Below are 15,475 nucleotides of genomic sequence, written 5' to 3'. Positions count from 1 at the left end.
ACAGGAGTTTGAAGTACCTCAACAGGAGTTTGAAGTACCTCAACAGGAGTTTGAAGTACCTCAACAGGAGTTTGAAGTACCTCAACAGGAGTTTGAAGTACCTCAACAGGAGTTTGGAGTACCTCAACACGAGTTTGAAGTACCTCAACACGAGTTTGGAGTACCTCAACATGAGTTTGGAGTACCTCAACACGACTTTCAAGTACTTCAACATGACTTCGAGGTATCTGTTGCTTATATAGCAGTCCTAAATCATTCGTGAGAATTTGAGATCGTTTTAATCCTCCTGTAGTCCCCCTTTGGTACGGTACGGTGTATACACAAGTCTGAAATAGCTGAATAAGCAGGGTTTTACCCCACCCTAACCCTCCCCTTGGAAAGGGGAGGGAACTAGATTTCTTTTTTGCCCCCTTTCCAAGGGGGGATTAAGGGGGGTAATTCAACTTGTGTGTACACAGTAGCCTTGATAAGGAGGAACGGCTCAGACATTGAGATCAAAAGTGCGATGCCTGTGGGCTAAGGAACGAAACCCAACATTTTGCTTGGTTTCTTGGGTAACGCTTACGCTCAACCCAACCTACGAATATTTTTAACCGAGCAGTATTGATATCCATCCTTGCTGCAAGTAAGTCGATTTAACTGTAGGGTAATAATTAATAATTACGTAAATGTACGGAGTGCAGTTTTCGGTTAAATCATCAATTAGGAATCATATTGACTTACACTTCAGATCCCCGACTTCTCTAATAAATCGGGGATCTTATTGTTCGAGAATGATTGAAGTTTGCTATGAACGAGGCAAGTCTCAAGCATTACTTTGATGAACTCAAAGTTAAACCTAAACGAATTACTATTTATTCTAAAGTTTTGGCAGATAATTTCAGACAACGATCTGGCCCTTTTTGATTGTTTTCAATAAATAAAAGTCATCAACCTGTCTTTTGAATAAAACAGTAAATATACTGTTGCAATTATATGAGTGAGCTAAGAGTTCTAACTATTGCAACCATAAGCCAAAATGCTATATGTCTTTTTTGTTTCTAAACCGTGAATTAGATATCACAATTTCCTAAAACAAGGCTATTTGTCAGGAAAATGAGATATTTGTACTGAGGGATTTATAAAAACTTATTTAATAAAATCTTTTGTATATATATGCTTGTCGTTAAGAAGTATTAAGAAATCCTTATTAAAGAATATTGCAATAGCTTGATTTAATTGCTAACGTGTGTAGGACAGCGATGCTGATGAACGCTCGGATCTAGGAGAAATAAAATCTATGAGCTATACCCATTCAGCCAAGTGTGTAAGGCTTTGACGGGTTAAGAATGAGAAATTTCTGCCTCGTATAGACAATTATGAGGGATTGCAGATTAACCAAGAAATATCTCGTTGCTAAAGACTTAGTTTCAGTTTGATTTGAATTGCGATTGATTATTTGTCTTACCTTGTGCCGACAAGCAAGTAGCTCTTGCTTGTGTGTATTGGCAATAACGAAGAGTTTGGTAAGACTTAAATTTTAGAGGATAAAACCAATGAAGATTCAAGGTAAAGTTGCCTTAATTACAGGGGCTTCGCGTGGAATTGGACGAGCGATCGCCCTGGAATTAGCTCAACAAGGCATCAAGCAGATGATATTGATAGCACGCGATCACCGCAAGTTATTGGAGGTAGCCAACGAAATCGAGGCTATGGGTACAGAAGCTGCGATCGTGGCCTTAGATTTAACGCAGACAATAGAAGTAAATATCGCTGTTGCCCAACTGTGGCGCAATTACGGACAGATTCACCTGTTGGTTAATTGTGCAGGAGTCGCATACCAAAGCTCATTTTTGCAATCTAAAATGCCCCAAGTTCAAGAAGAACTCTCGGTGAACTTGTTAGGAATGTACAACCTCACTAGTTTGATTGCTCGACGCATGGCCAGCCAAAGACAAGGGACAATTGTCAATGTATCGAGCCTGATGGGCAAAGTGGCTGCACCAACGATGGCGACATACTCAGCAACCAAGTTTGCCATCTTAGGATTTACCCAAGCCTTGCGCCAAGAACTAGCTGAACACAATATTCGCGTCATTGCATTACTGCCTTCTCTGACCGACACAGATATGGTGCGCGACTTAAAATTATTTCGCTGGGTGATCCCCATGACTCCCCAGCAAGTGGCTAAAGCACTCGTCACCGGAATGCAGAATGATTCATCAGAAATTTTAGTCGGATGGCAAAGTCATTTAGCCGTGTTGTGTCAACGCCTTGCTCCTTGGTTGTTAGAGCTAATTTTACGAATAGCAACACCACCAGCACCAAAAAGACAACGGTTTATTGAAAAACTTATCCCTTCGCGTAGCGTCTCGTAGAGAAGGGGAGACGCCGAAGGCGATCTAGTAGTGCTGAGTGCTGAGTGCTGAGTGCCCAGTAGTACCCCATAGTTAAAACTAGGGGATTGAAACAAGGACATATCCTAAGCACAGTCCCCCGCAGGCATTCCTATCTTTGCTCTTAGGGGACGACTACCCTATATGCTGAGTGCAATTAATTTTACTTTTTACTCTAAGCCGAGTTACTCTAAGCCGAGGCACTGTTTTAGTGACTCAGCACTCCTGAACAAACTTCTCCGAAATCTTCAGTCTTTTGGCTTTACCCTTGTGCAACAAAGTAAGGCTCACAGTGCCAAGAAATGCTAATAAGCTGAAAATAGAAGTAGATTCAGGAACAGACTTGGAATTCTCAATTTTGATAACTTGTCCTTGTCCTGGGCGATCGCCTCGGTTTGTCACGTAAATAGCATCATCAGCACCAATAGTCAAAGCAGTAGGAGACTCTAATCCATTGCCACTAAGAATAGTTGTGCGAGTCCCATCCCTCGCTATTTTAATTACAGAACCATCTACATTACCTTTCCAGAGTGACTGATTAGCGTACTGCAAAGCATATAAATTACCCTGACTATCAAAAGCTAAGTCAGTAAGTTGGGTAAAGCCATCAGTATAAACTGTTGGTTGACCATCAGCACCAACTCGATAGATTTTTGCTTCACCTTCTGGAAAAGGAAAACCAGTTAATTGGCTAATATAATAAGCGCCATCTGGGCCTTTAGCGATATTTGTGGGTACTGCTTGGATTTCAAATGGCGATGACGATGCACCAGAGGGAAAAATTGGATTAGTTAATGTCTGCCGGGGAATTGTGGCGATCGCCTTTAAATTACTGCCATCAGTCCCTACGCTGAGTAACTCATTAGCACCAGTATCAACTGCAACAATATTATTTCCATCTAAAAGAAGAGAGAAGGGATTGCTAATTAGATCGCCTTGGTCGGGATCATTTGCAAGTTCATAATTAGCTAAATCAGCAACACTAGTCCAGGAATTTGTATTGAAATTAGCAGTGATGATTTTTCCTAAGTCAGTGTTACCTAATGTGGCGCGAAATGTGGGATCAGAAGCATACCCAACTGCAATATAAGGCTTGCCACTGGCATCAAATTTTATATCATGAGGCCCAGCAGTATCAGTACCATCTGGTAATGCTAAAGAAGGAAGTCCTGTAAGTATACGCTCTTGTGTACCATTTCCAATCTTTGTCACTGCACCAGTTGTGCCATAACATAAAGATTGACCTGCGGCACTCGGTGAAGGAACACAAGCTCCATTTCCGCCTGTTCCTGCTTCTGTGACGTAGAGACTGCCGTCAGGGCCAAAAGTTAGACCCCGTGGACTATTAAGATCGTCGGCAATTACCGAAAATGATGCCGCTTCTGCTGCTTTCATTCCTGAAAAAGCAGCAATACAAACACTCAAAAATGTAATTCCAAATTGTTTTAGTTTCATTAGACCCGTCCTAAAATTAAATTTGCATAAATATAGAGAAGTTTGAGAATTTTTTAATTGGTTAATATTTATACCAGTTTTCTAAAATAGGGCAATAGATTCAAACCTAAAAATTTGTCGTTGGGATAAGGCAGGAGGCAAAGGAAAGACGGTTATAGCCTCGTTTATCTTTCTTTATATGATTTAGTTTTATGATGCCAACTTACTTAGATGAAATCTGAATTTGTTAATTTCGAGTTGTATCATACCATTTTCAAAAATTTTTGCAACATAATGAATTATCTGTAGTGGTGTACAGATGTACGCCTATAGCAACAAAATTCAACATTTTTTATATAGGTGGGATATCTAAACTGTTGAATTACACTGAGATTGCAGACTACAAGGCGATCGCAGTTTGCATCAATAGATAAAGTCGTAGATCAGAAATTGCTGTGGGATCGCATAATTAGACATACCTTGTTTCGGAGCAATCAGAAATGCTTTCCTTCCCCACAACCCTGACTCCTTTGCCCGAAATCATTGATGGCTTGCCGAATATTTCTGGTTGGGAAACAGAGGTTCTCTCTGTAGTTAACCACGATCGACCAGTATTTTTACCAACAACGAATATTCGTTTAGAAGACGTAAATGCTGTGTTTGCGATCGCCTTACACATGCACCAGCCAACTATACCAGCTGGGAATGGCGGTACACTGATCAGCAATCTGCAATATATGTTTGAACATCCCCATGAAGGGGATAACCACAATGCAGATCCCTTTGCCCATTGTTACAGCCGCATGGCAGACATGATCCCCGAACTTGTAAATCAAGGTTGCAATCCCCGTGTAATGTTGGATTACTCTGGTAATCTTCTGTGGGGACTGCGGCAAATGGGACGCGGTGATGTTCTTGATAATCTTAAACGGATTACTTGCGATCCCAGCTACCAACCTTATGTAGAGTGGCTGGGTACAATGTGGAGTCATGCAGTTATTCCTTCTACACCCATAGCAGATATTAAATTACAGATAGTTGCATGGCAACATCACTTTGCGGCAATTTTTGGCTGGGAAGCACTAGCGCGAGTCAAAGGATTTTCGCCCCCAGAAATGCACCTACCAAATCACCCTGATGCTCTCTTTGAATTTGTGAAAGCCCTGAAAGAATGTGGATATCGCTGGTTACTTGTTCAAGAACATTCTGTAGAAACTCTTACTGGTCAATCTCTGACTCATAAACATTTACCACATCGTTTAATTGCCCGGAATTCTCAAGGTGAAACAATTAGTATGACAGCTTTAATTAAAACCCAAGGTTCCGATACGAAATTAGTTGCTCAGATGCAACCTTATTACGAAGCTAAAACATTATCTAAACAACAAATTGGCAGTGTGTTTGTACCACCAATAGTTAGCCAAATTGGCGATGGTGAAAATGGCGGCGTGATGATGAATGAATTTCCTAGCGCTTTTAAACAAGGTTGGTGGGATATGGTAAATAACGGCGGAGGAAAATCAGGTGTAGTTGGGATGTGTGGTACAGAATATTTAGAATTAATCGAAGCTGCTGGATGCAAACCTGAAGATTATCCAACTTGTCAGCCAGTGGGACAACATCAAATTTGGGAGCGAGTTTCACCAGATAATATTCAACCCCAAGCTGTAGAGAATGCCATTCAAGAATTAAAGCAAACAAACTCTAATTTTCATCTGGATGGAGCCTCGTGGACAAATCATATCAGTTGGGTAAAAGGATATGAAAATGTGTTGTCCCCCATGTATCAATTAAGCAGCTTATTCCATCAAAAGATAGATCCATTACTGCAAACTGACTCACCAGAACCGATTACTAGACAATCTCAATACCGTAACGTTCTCCTACATAATCTTTTGCTGCAAACTAGTTGTTTTCGTTATTGGGGACAGGGTTCTTGGACTGATTACGCACGAGAAATTTATCAACGTGGTGAAAATTTATTGCAGATGAATTGAACGGGGGACTGGAAACTAGTGGTGCGCCAGACAAACTTTGCGTGGTGGTGAGCAGAGAGGCAAAGGTGCAAAGGGGCAGAGGGAAGAGTTTGTACAAATCTCTTCCCTGCTCCCATGCCTGCCTCGACCCGGCATTTTTGGGTTGGTAAACTACTAAGGAGTTGATTTTGGAGAAAATGCTCCCCAAGTTTGTTAAGCATGTTTCGTATCGTCAGATACAGCGAAAAATAAACAATTAAGTGAATTGAGATTTAGTTCAAGTAAATGGGAAGTCTAAATGTAAGTTACTGGGTGCTGATATCGGGATTGAATTAGCACGCTAGGATTCAAACTTACGAAAAGGTGGCAGGTAGTTGTGTTTCGAGTTGTTGTTGGTCATAGTGACGATCCTGATTCTCAAAATGCGATCGCTGAAGTTCTTCAAGAATGTAGCCGTTCCCTTGCAGGAGCAATTCCTCAGGCTGGACTTTTATTCACTGCTATAGACTTTGACCATGCGTTAATTTTGCAACGCATCCAGGATGCTTTCCCCGGAATTGAGTTGATTGGTGGAACTACAAATGGAGAAATCTCCTCAATTCTGGAGTTTCAGCAAGATTCTCTTACCTTAATGCTGTTTGCTAGTGATGAAGTCGAAATTCACTCAGGTATTGGACGAGGAGCATCCAAAAATCCATCCCTTGCAGCCCAAGAAGCGATCGCCCAAGCAAAGGCAAAGAGTGCCTCCTTGCCCCAATTGTGCCTCACCTTTCCTGATAGTTTGACGAGCAATGGGGTCTTGATTTTAGATGGTTTAAAACAATGCTTGGGAGAGGATGTTCCGATCATTGGAGGAATGGCTGCCGATGACTATACCTTTGATAAAACCTACCAATTCTTCCAAGGTGAAGTCTTAAGTGATTCAGTGCCAGTGCTGCTGTTCTCTGGACAACTATTATTTTCCTACGGAGTTGCTAGTGGTTGGACTCCTATCAGTCAACGTAGCCGTGTAACTAAAGTTAATGGCAACGTAGTCTATGAAATTGATGGACAGCGTGCCTTAGATTTCTATCAGCACTATCTTGGTGAAGAACGATTTGCGGCCAACTTTGCCATCCATGCTCTGGCGGTTTTTGAGGATCAAGACCATTTTTATATGCGGGCACCCAATGGTTACGATCAACAATCTGGTAGCGTTACCTTCTTCTCCGATATTCCTGAACAGGCAGTTGTACAAATCACCGATGCAACTCGTGACAATATTCTGTCAGCTTCTGAGGCATCCCTAAAGAATGCTCTTGCGGATTATCCCGGTGTGGAGCCAACAGCAGCGTTACTTATTTCCTGTGCAGCCCGGCGGCGAATTCTAGGAACTTTGGCAAGACTTGAGTATCAACTTGTGAAAACTCATTTACCAGAGGCATTGCCTTGCTGTGGTTTCTACGCTTATGGTGAAATTGCTCCTTTGATGAGCAAAGGTCAAACGCAATTTCATAATAAAACGTTTGTCACACTACTAATAGGGACAAAATGAGTAGTGTATGGATAACCAAGACGATTCCATACAGATCCAATTGAAAAAGAAAAACCGTATCTTGCAAAAAAAGCTGGAACGCTGCGAAGCTGAACGCCAGCAGCTAGAAACTGACATTAGTACGAAGGAATTTTTATTGAAGAAAGTCATTTGTGAGTTAGAAGACTCTCGCACAGACTTGCAGCACAGAAGCCAAGAGTTAGAAAATACGTTAGATAGTTTGCATAAAATGCAAGCTCAAATGATTCAAAGCGAAAAGATGTCTGCCCTGGGTCAAATGGTGGCAGGCATTGCTCACGAAATCAACAATCCTGTTAGCTTTATTTACGGAAACCTCAGCCATATAAAGCAATATACCCATGATTTACTACGACTGGTCGAGCTTTATCACCATTACTTCCCCAACCCACCTGCTGAAATTCAAACCGAAAGCGAAACCATAGATTTAGACTTTCTAAAAAAAGATGCAATTATGGTATTGGACTCAATGAATATTGGGACGGAGCGTATCCGAAATATTGTGCTGTCACTACGTAACTTCTCGCGCCTAGATGAAAGTGAGTTCAAAGCGGTAGATATTCATGAAGGCATCGACAATACTTTGATGATTTTGCAGCACCGCATCAAAGCCACTGACAAAAGTCCAGAGATTCAGATTATCAAAGACTACGGCAATTTATCCAATGTAGAATGCTACGCCGGACAGCTAAACCAGGTATTTATGAATATTCTAGTAAATGCTGTCGATGCCCTTGAAGAACTCAATACCAAACGAACTAATCAAGAAATCCGGGATAATCCCAGTGGGATCGCGATTCGTACCTCTGTCGTTGATTCGGAATGGGTAAAAATTGCGATCGCAGACAATGGCTCTGGGATTCCCGAATCGATTCAAAAACAGATTTTCGATCCTTTCTTCACAACCAAACCTGTTGGTAAGGGTACAGGAATGGGAATGGCTATCAGCTATCAAATCATCACCAAAAAACATGGCGGCAAGTTAGAATTTTTTTCCACACCTGGAAAGGGAACGGAGTTTGTGGTTCAAATTCCTATCCAGCAGAAAATTTGTCTAATATAACGAAACGTTATCATGGGTATTCTGAATTCTGAATAAATCAAACTAAAGGTAATAAAATTTCAAATTTTGTACCGATACCAATCTGTGAATGGAAATTTAATTTTCCGCCATGTCTGACGGTGATAATTCGATAACTTACCGCTAAACTAGTATTTTTACCATTCTTTGTTTCCAGAGAAAAAGACTCCATAATTTGCTGTTGTAAGTCTTCAGGCATTCCAGAACCATTGTCAGCAATGCGAATTAAAACCCAGCGAGAATCAGGTGCATCTGGATTGCTTGCTTCTTGTGATATAACTTCTGTGGTAATCTCAATTCGAGGTTTTTGAACAGTCTTTGTCTCTTCTGAATTTAACTGTTGTCGCACTGCTTCATTGAGTAAAGCATCTACAACTTCGCTTAAAATATTCATCAAAACCTGGTTAAACTGCCCCATGAAGCAATACACAGGGGGTAATTGACCATAGTATTTGACGATTTCAATTTCTCCTTGAAGACGGCTATTAATTAATAAAATAATACTATCTATACAGGCGTGTAAGTCTACTGGCTTGGGATAAAGTTCATCAATATGACAGAAGTTTTGCAAGCTAGTAACGAGTTTTTTTAATCTTTCCGCTCCCGTGCGAATACTAGCAAGCGATCGCGACAAATCTTGTTCTAAAAAATCAAATTCAATCTCTTCTTTAATCTGATTAATTGGCTGAGAAACTGATGGTAACTCTTGATCGTAAGCCGCTATGAGTTTGAGTAAATCTTGACTGTAATTTGAAACATAAATGATGTTACCCCAAATAAAACCCACTGGGTCTAAAATTTCGTGCGCTACGCCGTCTACCAAACGCCCCAAATTTGCCATTTTATCATTTTGAATCATTTGGGCTTGACTGCGTTCATAGCGGATCAGATTGTCGATTCCCCGAATTTGCCAAGAAATAATATTCAATTCTTGGACATCTAACAATCTATAAGCACCAGATTCGGTTTGTACTACAATTGGTTCTGCTAATAATTCTGGCGATCGCTTTAAGCTAAGTTGCATTGTTGTTAAAATCGATGTTGTATCAGCAACCTGCAACATCGGTGTCCGCACATAGCTGTAGAGAACAGCTAATGGTTGCTGAATAAATAACTCTTGTCCGAATGGACGAATCGAAAATTCCAGTAGTCGCCGCCGCGAAATCATCCCAATAAATTGTCCCTGTTCTACCAAAATTACTCCTGGTAGCAAGGGGTATTTTTCCAAAAAACTAGCCACTTCCATACCAGTGTGGCTGATTTCCACCGGGAAGTTATACATTGGTAGTTCTTGGAGGGTTGAATCTAAACCAAGATCGCGATCGCTACCCTCAGACAAAAATGGCGGTGAAATTTGGCAACTAAATTCTTCTGGCACTAGACACCCTGATTTTTTCAAAGACAGGTAAAGAATAAGTTAATATTTTACATTCTGCCACTCTCAAAATCCGGTTTTAATTTAGGTATCTAATAAAACTAGTGGTCTATCAAGGTAAAAATCTTTCTCAGGCGACTGGAAGTAATTGGCGTGCAATTTATAATCTGGGTGGAGAATATTCAGAAAGCGATCGCAAGCTAAACTAAAAATAACCTTTACGAAGAGTGCAAAGGTAGCGTTATGACCTCTGTAACCAATCCACCCAACGCCCCCACTCCTTTCCCAGACCATACTCAACTTCCAGAGTCTGATGGCACTTTTGTGTTCGCGGAGCGTGCCGAAGGCAAGAATTGGCAAGAGCATCCTCAAAGCATCCTACTAACTGACTCAATTACACCCATCCTCAAGCAATTAAATCCTGAAGGTGAATACTGTATAGGGCAGGACTTAGGTATTTACTGGCGCTTGACCGATCCCCCTGAAAAAGGCGCAGAAGCACCAGATTGGTTTTATGTACCGAATGTACCATTTTTGCTCAATGGGCAAACCCGACGTTCTTATGTATTGTGGCGAGAGTTTATTGCCCCATTGATTGTCTTAGAATTTGTCTCTGGGGACGGTAGTGAAGAACGGGATAAAACTCCTTTGAAGGGTAAATTTTGGATTTATGAGCAAGTCATTCGTCCTCCCTTCTACGGCATTTATGAAGCGAGTAAAGCCAGCCTAGAAGTTTCTCATCTGATTGAAGGACAGTATCAGATATTACCAGCAAATGAACGAGGACATTATCCTATAGTTTCTTTGGGTGTTGAATTAGGCTTATGGCTAGGAGTTTATCAGAATGTGGAATTACCCTGGCTGCATTGGTGGGATTTACAAGGTAATTTGTTGTTGAATGGCGATGAAAGAGCAGAACAGGAATCTCAAAGAGCAGAACAGGAATCTCAAAGAGCCGATCGCCTAGCTGCCCAATTGCGATCGCTCGGTATTGAACCAGAAACCTGATATCCTACTACGAATTACGAATTAAAAAAGGGCTGGTGTAAAAGAGTCATCTGTGGCTTAATTTGTTTAGACACAAATTTTTACTGCTACCAGGGTAATCACGATGACAAATAGACCTCCTTCCGAACCGGAGTCATCTCAAAAAACTGCCCTTGGCTTTGATGAATTTATAGCCATTCTGGTTGCCTTCGCCACTATCGGAGCGATTCTTTTTTGGTCATTGTCCCGCAGGGATTCTAGTTGGAACTTAAACGGGCTGCTGTTGCCTTCTTCCACTCCATCTCCTAGTGTTCGACCAAATCCAGTATTGCCCTCCCCTACTGCCAAGGTAGAACCTTATGCAGTCCCCAACAACGTTTTGCCCTATTCTTCACCTGAAGCTGTTGTTGAACCCAAGACACCTTCATTCCCAACTAACAGCGCAACTCCTTACCGCGCAGTGTTACCATCTGTTCTGGTAATCCCAACTCAATCCCCACAAGCACAAACACCTGTATCCCCTCCAACAGAACTTGAGTCATCACTCAAATCATCAGCGTTGCCTTTAGTAACTCCGGCAAAACCAAAATCAATTATTCCGCCGCCAATTGCATTTAACGATGTGCCCGATAACTTTTGGAGTCGGCGTTTTATAGACGTTCTTTCCGCCCGTGGGATTCTCAAAGGATTTCCTGATTATTCTTTTAGACCAAATCAGCCTGTAAACCGCGCCGAATTTGCTGCCATACTAGAAAAAGCCTTTGACCAAGAACCGTCTAAGACTGCGATCGCATTTCAAGATGTACCAACAAAATTCTGGGCAACTTCAGCAATTGACCAAGCCATCAGTGCCGGATTCCTCAAAGGCTACCCGAAAAAAACCTTCAAACCACAACAAAATATTTCACGAGTGCAAGTTTTAGTTGCCCTTGTCAGTGGGTTGAATTTGAAAGCACCCACTTCCCCAAATCAGATTATCAGTGTCTATAAAGATGCTAAAGATATTCCACCTTATGCTATCGGCAAAATAGCCGCTGCTACAACCAATGGTCTAGTAGTTAACTATCCAAATCCCCAAGTCCTCGATCCCAACAAAGTAGCTAGTCGGGCACAAGTAGCGGCGATGATTCATCAAGCTTTAGTCAAACGGGGCAAACTGGCGGCAATTACATCTCCTAATATAGTGCGTAGCCGTAGCCTGCCGCAGGCATCGCCCAAAATATCTCCAGAACTTCCACAGACTCCAAAACCGAACCTAAAAGTTAAATTGCCCACCGGAGGTTCGCCTCAACAATAATTACTAATTCGTAATTCAAGCAAGGATTCAGAAGGAGCGAGTTCTATACGAAGTGTTAGTAAACTTCGTAGGGCATTTTGAGAGAAGTCTGAACGCCGCAAGTCGGCGTTCAGACTTCGGTGATTTAAAATTAGAGCGTACTTTTACACAGGAGCAAGCTACGCGTAGCGTCTGGTAGAGAAGCGATAATTAGATATTAAGCTTCTGGAATTTGTTTACCGACAACTTGTGATTTAAGAGTGGTGATTTCACTATTTAACTCTTTCCTGGTTGAGGCTTTGAGTAAATAGCGGTAAACAAACCAGGCAGAGTAACCAATACCGATCAACTCAAAAGTAGGTGCTACCAAGGGGATATCATTCAAAGCATCTAGTATTGCCAAGAGCACTTTAACACCAACAATTGATCCTACAATTAAACCAACTGTTACCAGGGGTTGCTTATATTGATTAAAGAAGCTTCCCAGATATTCTGGCAATGTTGCTAAAAAGGTAGAAATTTGCTCTCCGTATTTTAGCCATTCGTCTTGAGACTGTGCAGGAGGCTGAAGTTTGGTGATGGTTCCCGTTTGAGCGTTGATCTCTGCCACTGTAGTATCTTTGGATGCGGTTTCGGTAAATTCTTGTTCTGGCATTTTCACTCCTATAAATTTGACAGTTGAGTTTTTCTAATCTGGATAATTACAACCAAAGGGTTGTTGATTAGTTAATGCACTTGTGCATCAGTTCAATTAGGTGAAGGGCACAAAAGGGTTTTAGTGTCCTATAACCATAATTGACCCGTACTATCTACTGCATCAACTACAAGGTAGACAGTCAGTAGGAGGATAAAACTCAGAAAGCAGCAGGATGTATTATAATCAACTTCCTGAGTTCTATTTTTGGAATAAACTGGAATCCTCAGGTTGTGATTATCCCATTCTGTGTCATTTGCTCATAATCGTACTAAATATTAAGTACAAATCATGCAAAAATCAGTCCACTTCTCATTTATATAAGCCTAGAAGAAGCCTAGAAGCCGATTTTATCGGATATTAAAGCTATCTTAAGCCGCGTTCGTCAATTAACGCATTCGTATTGATTTTAATACGTAATAAAAGTTTTTGTGTGTTAACATAGACTAGACTTTTAACTTATTTTATGATATGTACGCCTGGGATGGGGGAGACAAGGAGATAAACAAAACTCAGCATTCTTTTGCCCAATCCCTAATCCCCAAGAAGTATCAAATCTTTTGTTTTTCTCCTGATTGTATTAATTTTATAGAGAAGCAGTAAGGTAGAGTAGTGGCGTAGGCGATCGCAAAAACTCATTGCTTGCTATCAACCGCATATTGAAGAAAGTAGTGTGGTAAAGAGAAGACGCTCTCAGGCGGGTCTTTAGTGCAGGAAACTATATTGTTGCTCCTAAAAAAAGTGAATTTATATTAGGCTTGGTAATTATACTTAGTAATATTGTTAGAAAATTTACTTGTATAATCTCAGGTAATGCTAATTATTTAGCAAGCAATGATTTGCTCTTGCAATAAAAGAAGATAATGTAGATGTTAATGACTAATTAAGGTATTTTGACAATTTAGACTAATTTGATTATTTTTGCGGGAAGGCAAGGAGGTTTGAGAAATGCCAACTCAAAAGCCAACCCCTATCTACAGCAGTTCAGAAAGCAAAAAAGTGTCAGCCGAAGAGCCATCGACAGACGAACTCCCAACTATAGAATTTCCTTCACGAGGAAAACTCAAAGCTAGTTCTTGGCGTATCCATCAAAAAATTGGCTATGGGTACTTTGTAGCGATCGGAATTGGCTTTTTTGGCTCACTGACTGGGTTAGTGATTGCTAGTTACTACCGGGGAAGGGAAGTTAGACAATTCAATCAAGCTTATGAACAAGGACAACTACTGAGTAATTATAAAGATGCAGTAGTAGGGGCGCAATTACATAGTTCTAACCTAGTTGCTGTATTAGAAAATTCACAACAACTGCAAAGCAAAAAAGCTGATTTTCTGAAGAATGTTGAAAAAGCCAAGCAACTAGAGTCAAAAATTGGCGGATTTCTCGATAGTAAACCTAAAAGACTAGCAGCAACAAGTTCGACTTTACAGACGTTATTGCTGGATTATAAGACTAATTTAAAAGCCTACGTTGACCAAATCGAGGTGGTCTTACAGAAAATTGACTCCCCAAAAGTACAACCTCAGAAGATTTCCTCTGCCCGATCGCAGTTATTAACAATTATGCGTGGTGAAACAGCCATGCAGCTAGACCAGCTTTCTCAAAGCTTGACTAACATCCTGCAAACTGCCCAAGAGCAAGAGCAAGAAAGGCAAAAAGCCGTTGAGCAAGCGAGAATAGTTGAGCGATTCATCGTGATCGTGAGTATGCTGGTTTCGGTAGCGATCGCAGCTATTGTAGCTTGGCGTACTAGTCGGGCGATCGCAGAACCAGTTATCACTGTAACCCAAGTAGCTGAACAAGTTGCAAGGAAACATAATTTCGATTTGCGAGCGCCCGTCACCACTGAAGATGAAATTGGCCTACTCGCCAAATCTCTAAATCGTCTAATTGAGCGAGTATCTGAGCGAACAAAAGAACTACAACAAGCTAAAGAATTAGCCGAAGCTGCTAGCAAAGCAAAAAGCGTATTTTTAGCCAATGTCAGCCACGAATTACGCACACCATTAAATGCTGTCATTGGCTTAAGCCAACTACTAGAAGACGACGCTACCGATCTTGGTTTATCGGCAGATTTTATCACAGATTTAGAAACAATTAACGCTGCTGGTAAGCATCTACTGCACTTGATTAACGAAATCCTCGACTTGTCAAAAATTGAAGCGGGGAAAATGACCCTGTATCCTGAGACATTCGAGATTGCAACGCTGATTCATAACATTGTCCTCACAGTCAAACCAGCTATAGAAAAAAATGCCAATGTTTTAGAGGTGGATTTTGATGAGCAACTTGGCACTATGTACGCCGATCAAACTAGGATGCGGCAGGTGTTATTAAACTTACTCAGCAACGCCAGTAAATTTACTACAAACGGCAAGGTGACGCTGACAGTCAACAGAGAAAAGGATGAATTTCGACCGGAGGCTCCTTTGGGCAGCATTATTTTCACCGTTACCGACACAGGTATTGGTATGTCTAACCATCAACAGCAGCAGTTATTTCAACCTTTTACACAAGGTGATACCTCAACTACGAAAAAGTATGGAGGTACGGGACTGGGGTTGGCAATTAGCCGCCACTTTTGCCAGATGATGGGTGGTGAAATTATTGTCAAAAGTCAGCCAGGAATTGGCTCTACTTTCACTATTCGTCTGCCAATGACTGTGCAGGATTAAATGGGGCATTGGGCATTGGGCATGGGAAAGAGGACTTGGGGACAAGGGGAAA

General features: G+C 41.2%; 11 protein-coding genes. 8 read left to right on the top strand and 3 right to left on the bottom strand.

Annotated elements, in window-relative coordinates; translation table 11 throughout:
- Both V7L12_RS27800 and V7L12_RS27795 read left to right on the top strand, forming a co-directional pair.
- Positions 1–262 (top strand): hypothetical protein (locus tag V7L12_RS27800; RefSeq protein WP_335089288.1); only part of this gene is annotated, 262 nt, incomplete at its 5' end.
- A gap of 1,273 nt (positions 263–1,535) precedes the next feature.
- A complete protein-coding gene (locus tag V7L12_RS27795) occupies positions 1,536–2,357 on the top strand; it encodes an SDR family NAD(P)-dependent oxidoreductase (RefSeq protein WP_335089287.1) in 822 nt (273 codons plus the stop codon).
- Positions 2,358–2,591: 234 nt separating this feature from the next.
- On the opposite strand, the gene V7L12_RS27790 is transcribed toward V7L12_RS27795, so the two are convergent.
- A complete protein-coding gene (locus V7L12_RS27790) occupies positions 2,592–3,830 on the bottom strand; it encodes a ScyD/ScyE family protein (RefSeq protein ID WP_335089285.1) in 1,239 nt (412 codons plus the stop codon).
- 479 nt (positions 3,831–4,309) lie between these two features.
- On the opposite strand from V7L12_RS27790, the gene V7L12_RS27785 reads away from it, so the two are divergent.
- From V7L12_RS27785 to V7L12_RS27775, 3 genes are all read left to right on the top strand, one after another.
- The gene (locus V7L12_RS27785) at positions 4,310–5,806 is read left to right on the top strand and encodes a glycosyl hydrolase family 57 (RefSeq protein WP_335089284.1); all 1,497 of its coding nucleotides are present in this window, start codon (positions 4,310–4,312) and stop codon (positions 5,804–5,806) included.
- A gap of 355 nt (positions 5,807–6,161) precedes the next feature.
- Positions 6,162–7,319 carry an FIST signal transduction protein gene (locus tag V7L12_RS27780; RefSeq protein ID WP_334817709.1) on the top strand — a complete coding sequence of 386 codons (1,158 nt, stop codon included), beginning with the start codon at positions 6,162–6,164 and terminating at the stop codon, positions 7,317–7,319.
- A gap of 7 nt (positions 7,320–7,326) precedes the next feature.
- On the top strand, positions 7,327–8,400 hold the full coding sequence (locus tag V7L12_RS27775) for a sensor histidine kinase (protein WP_335089282.1): 1,074 nt from the start codon (positions 7,327–7,329) through the stop codon (positions 8,398–8,400).
- A gap of 37 nt (positions 8,401–8,437) precedes the next feature.
- Here V7L12_RS27775 and V7L12_RS27770 read toward each other — a convergent pair whose 3' ends face one another.
- Positions 8,438–9,796 carry a sensor histidine kinase gene (locus V7L12_RS27770; RefSeq protein WP_335089280.1) on the bottom strand — a complete coding sequence of 453 codons (1,359 nt, stop codon included), beginning with the start codon at positions 9,794–9,796 and terminating at the stop codon, positions 8,438–8,440.
- 240 nt (positions 9,797–10,036) lie between these two features.
- Here V7L12_RS27770 and V7L12_RS27765 point away from each other — a divergent pair, with 240 nt between their 5' ends.
- Positions 10,037–10,801 (top strand): Uma2 family endonuclease, encoded by a 765-nt coding sequence (locus V7L12_RS27765; protein WP_335089278.1) that lies wholly within the window; start codon positions 10,037–10,039, stop codon positions 10,799–10,801.
- Positions 10,802–10,904: 103 nt separating this feature from the next.
- Entirely contained in the window at positions 10,905–12,077 is a 1,173-nt protein-coding gene (locus tag V7L12_RS27760; RefSeq protein ID WP_335089277.1) for an S-layer homology domain-containing protein, read from the top strand.
- Positions 12,078–12,273: 196 nt separating this feature from the next.
- Here the strand turns inward: V7L12_RS27760 and V7L12_RS27755 are convergent, their stop codons facing one another.
- The gene (locus V7L12_RS27755; protein WP_335089275.1) at positions 12,274–12,711 is read right to left on the bottom strand and encodes a CAAD domain-containing protein; all 438 of its coding nucleotides are present in this window, start codon (positions 12,709–12,711) and stop codon (positions 12,274–12,276) included.
- 987 nt (positions 12,712–13,698) lie between these two features.
- Between V7L12_RS27755 and V7L12_RS27750 the strand changes: the two genes are divergently transcribed.
- Positions 13,699–15,423, top strand: a complete 1,725-nt coding sequence (locus V7L12_RS27750) for a sensor histidine kinase (RefSeq protein ID WP_335089273.1) — start codon at positions 13,699–13,701, stop codon at positions 15,421–15,423.
- The last annotated feature ends 52 nt before the right edge of the window (positions 15,424–15,475 follow it).

This window comes from Nostoc sp. (genome assembly GCF_036918245.1).
Classification (GTDB): Bacteria; Cyanobacteriota; Cyanobacteriia; order Cyanobacteriales; family Nostocaceae; genus Nostoc.
The sequence above is the reverse complement of the archived record's forward strand: the minus strand, read 5'-3'. Positions and strand labels throughout refer to the sequence as shown.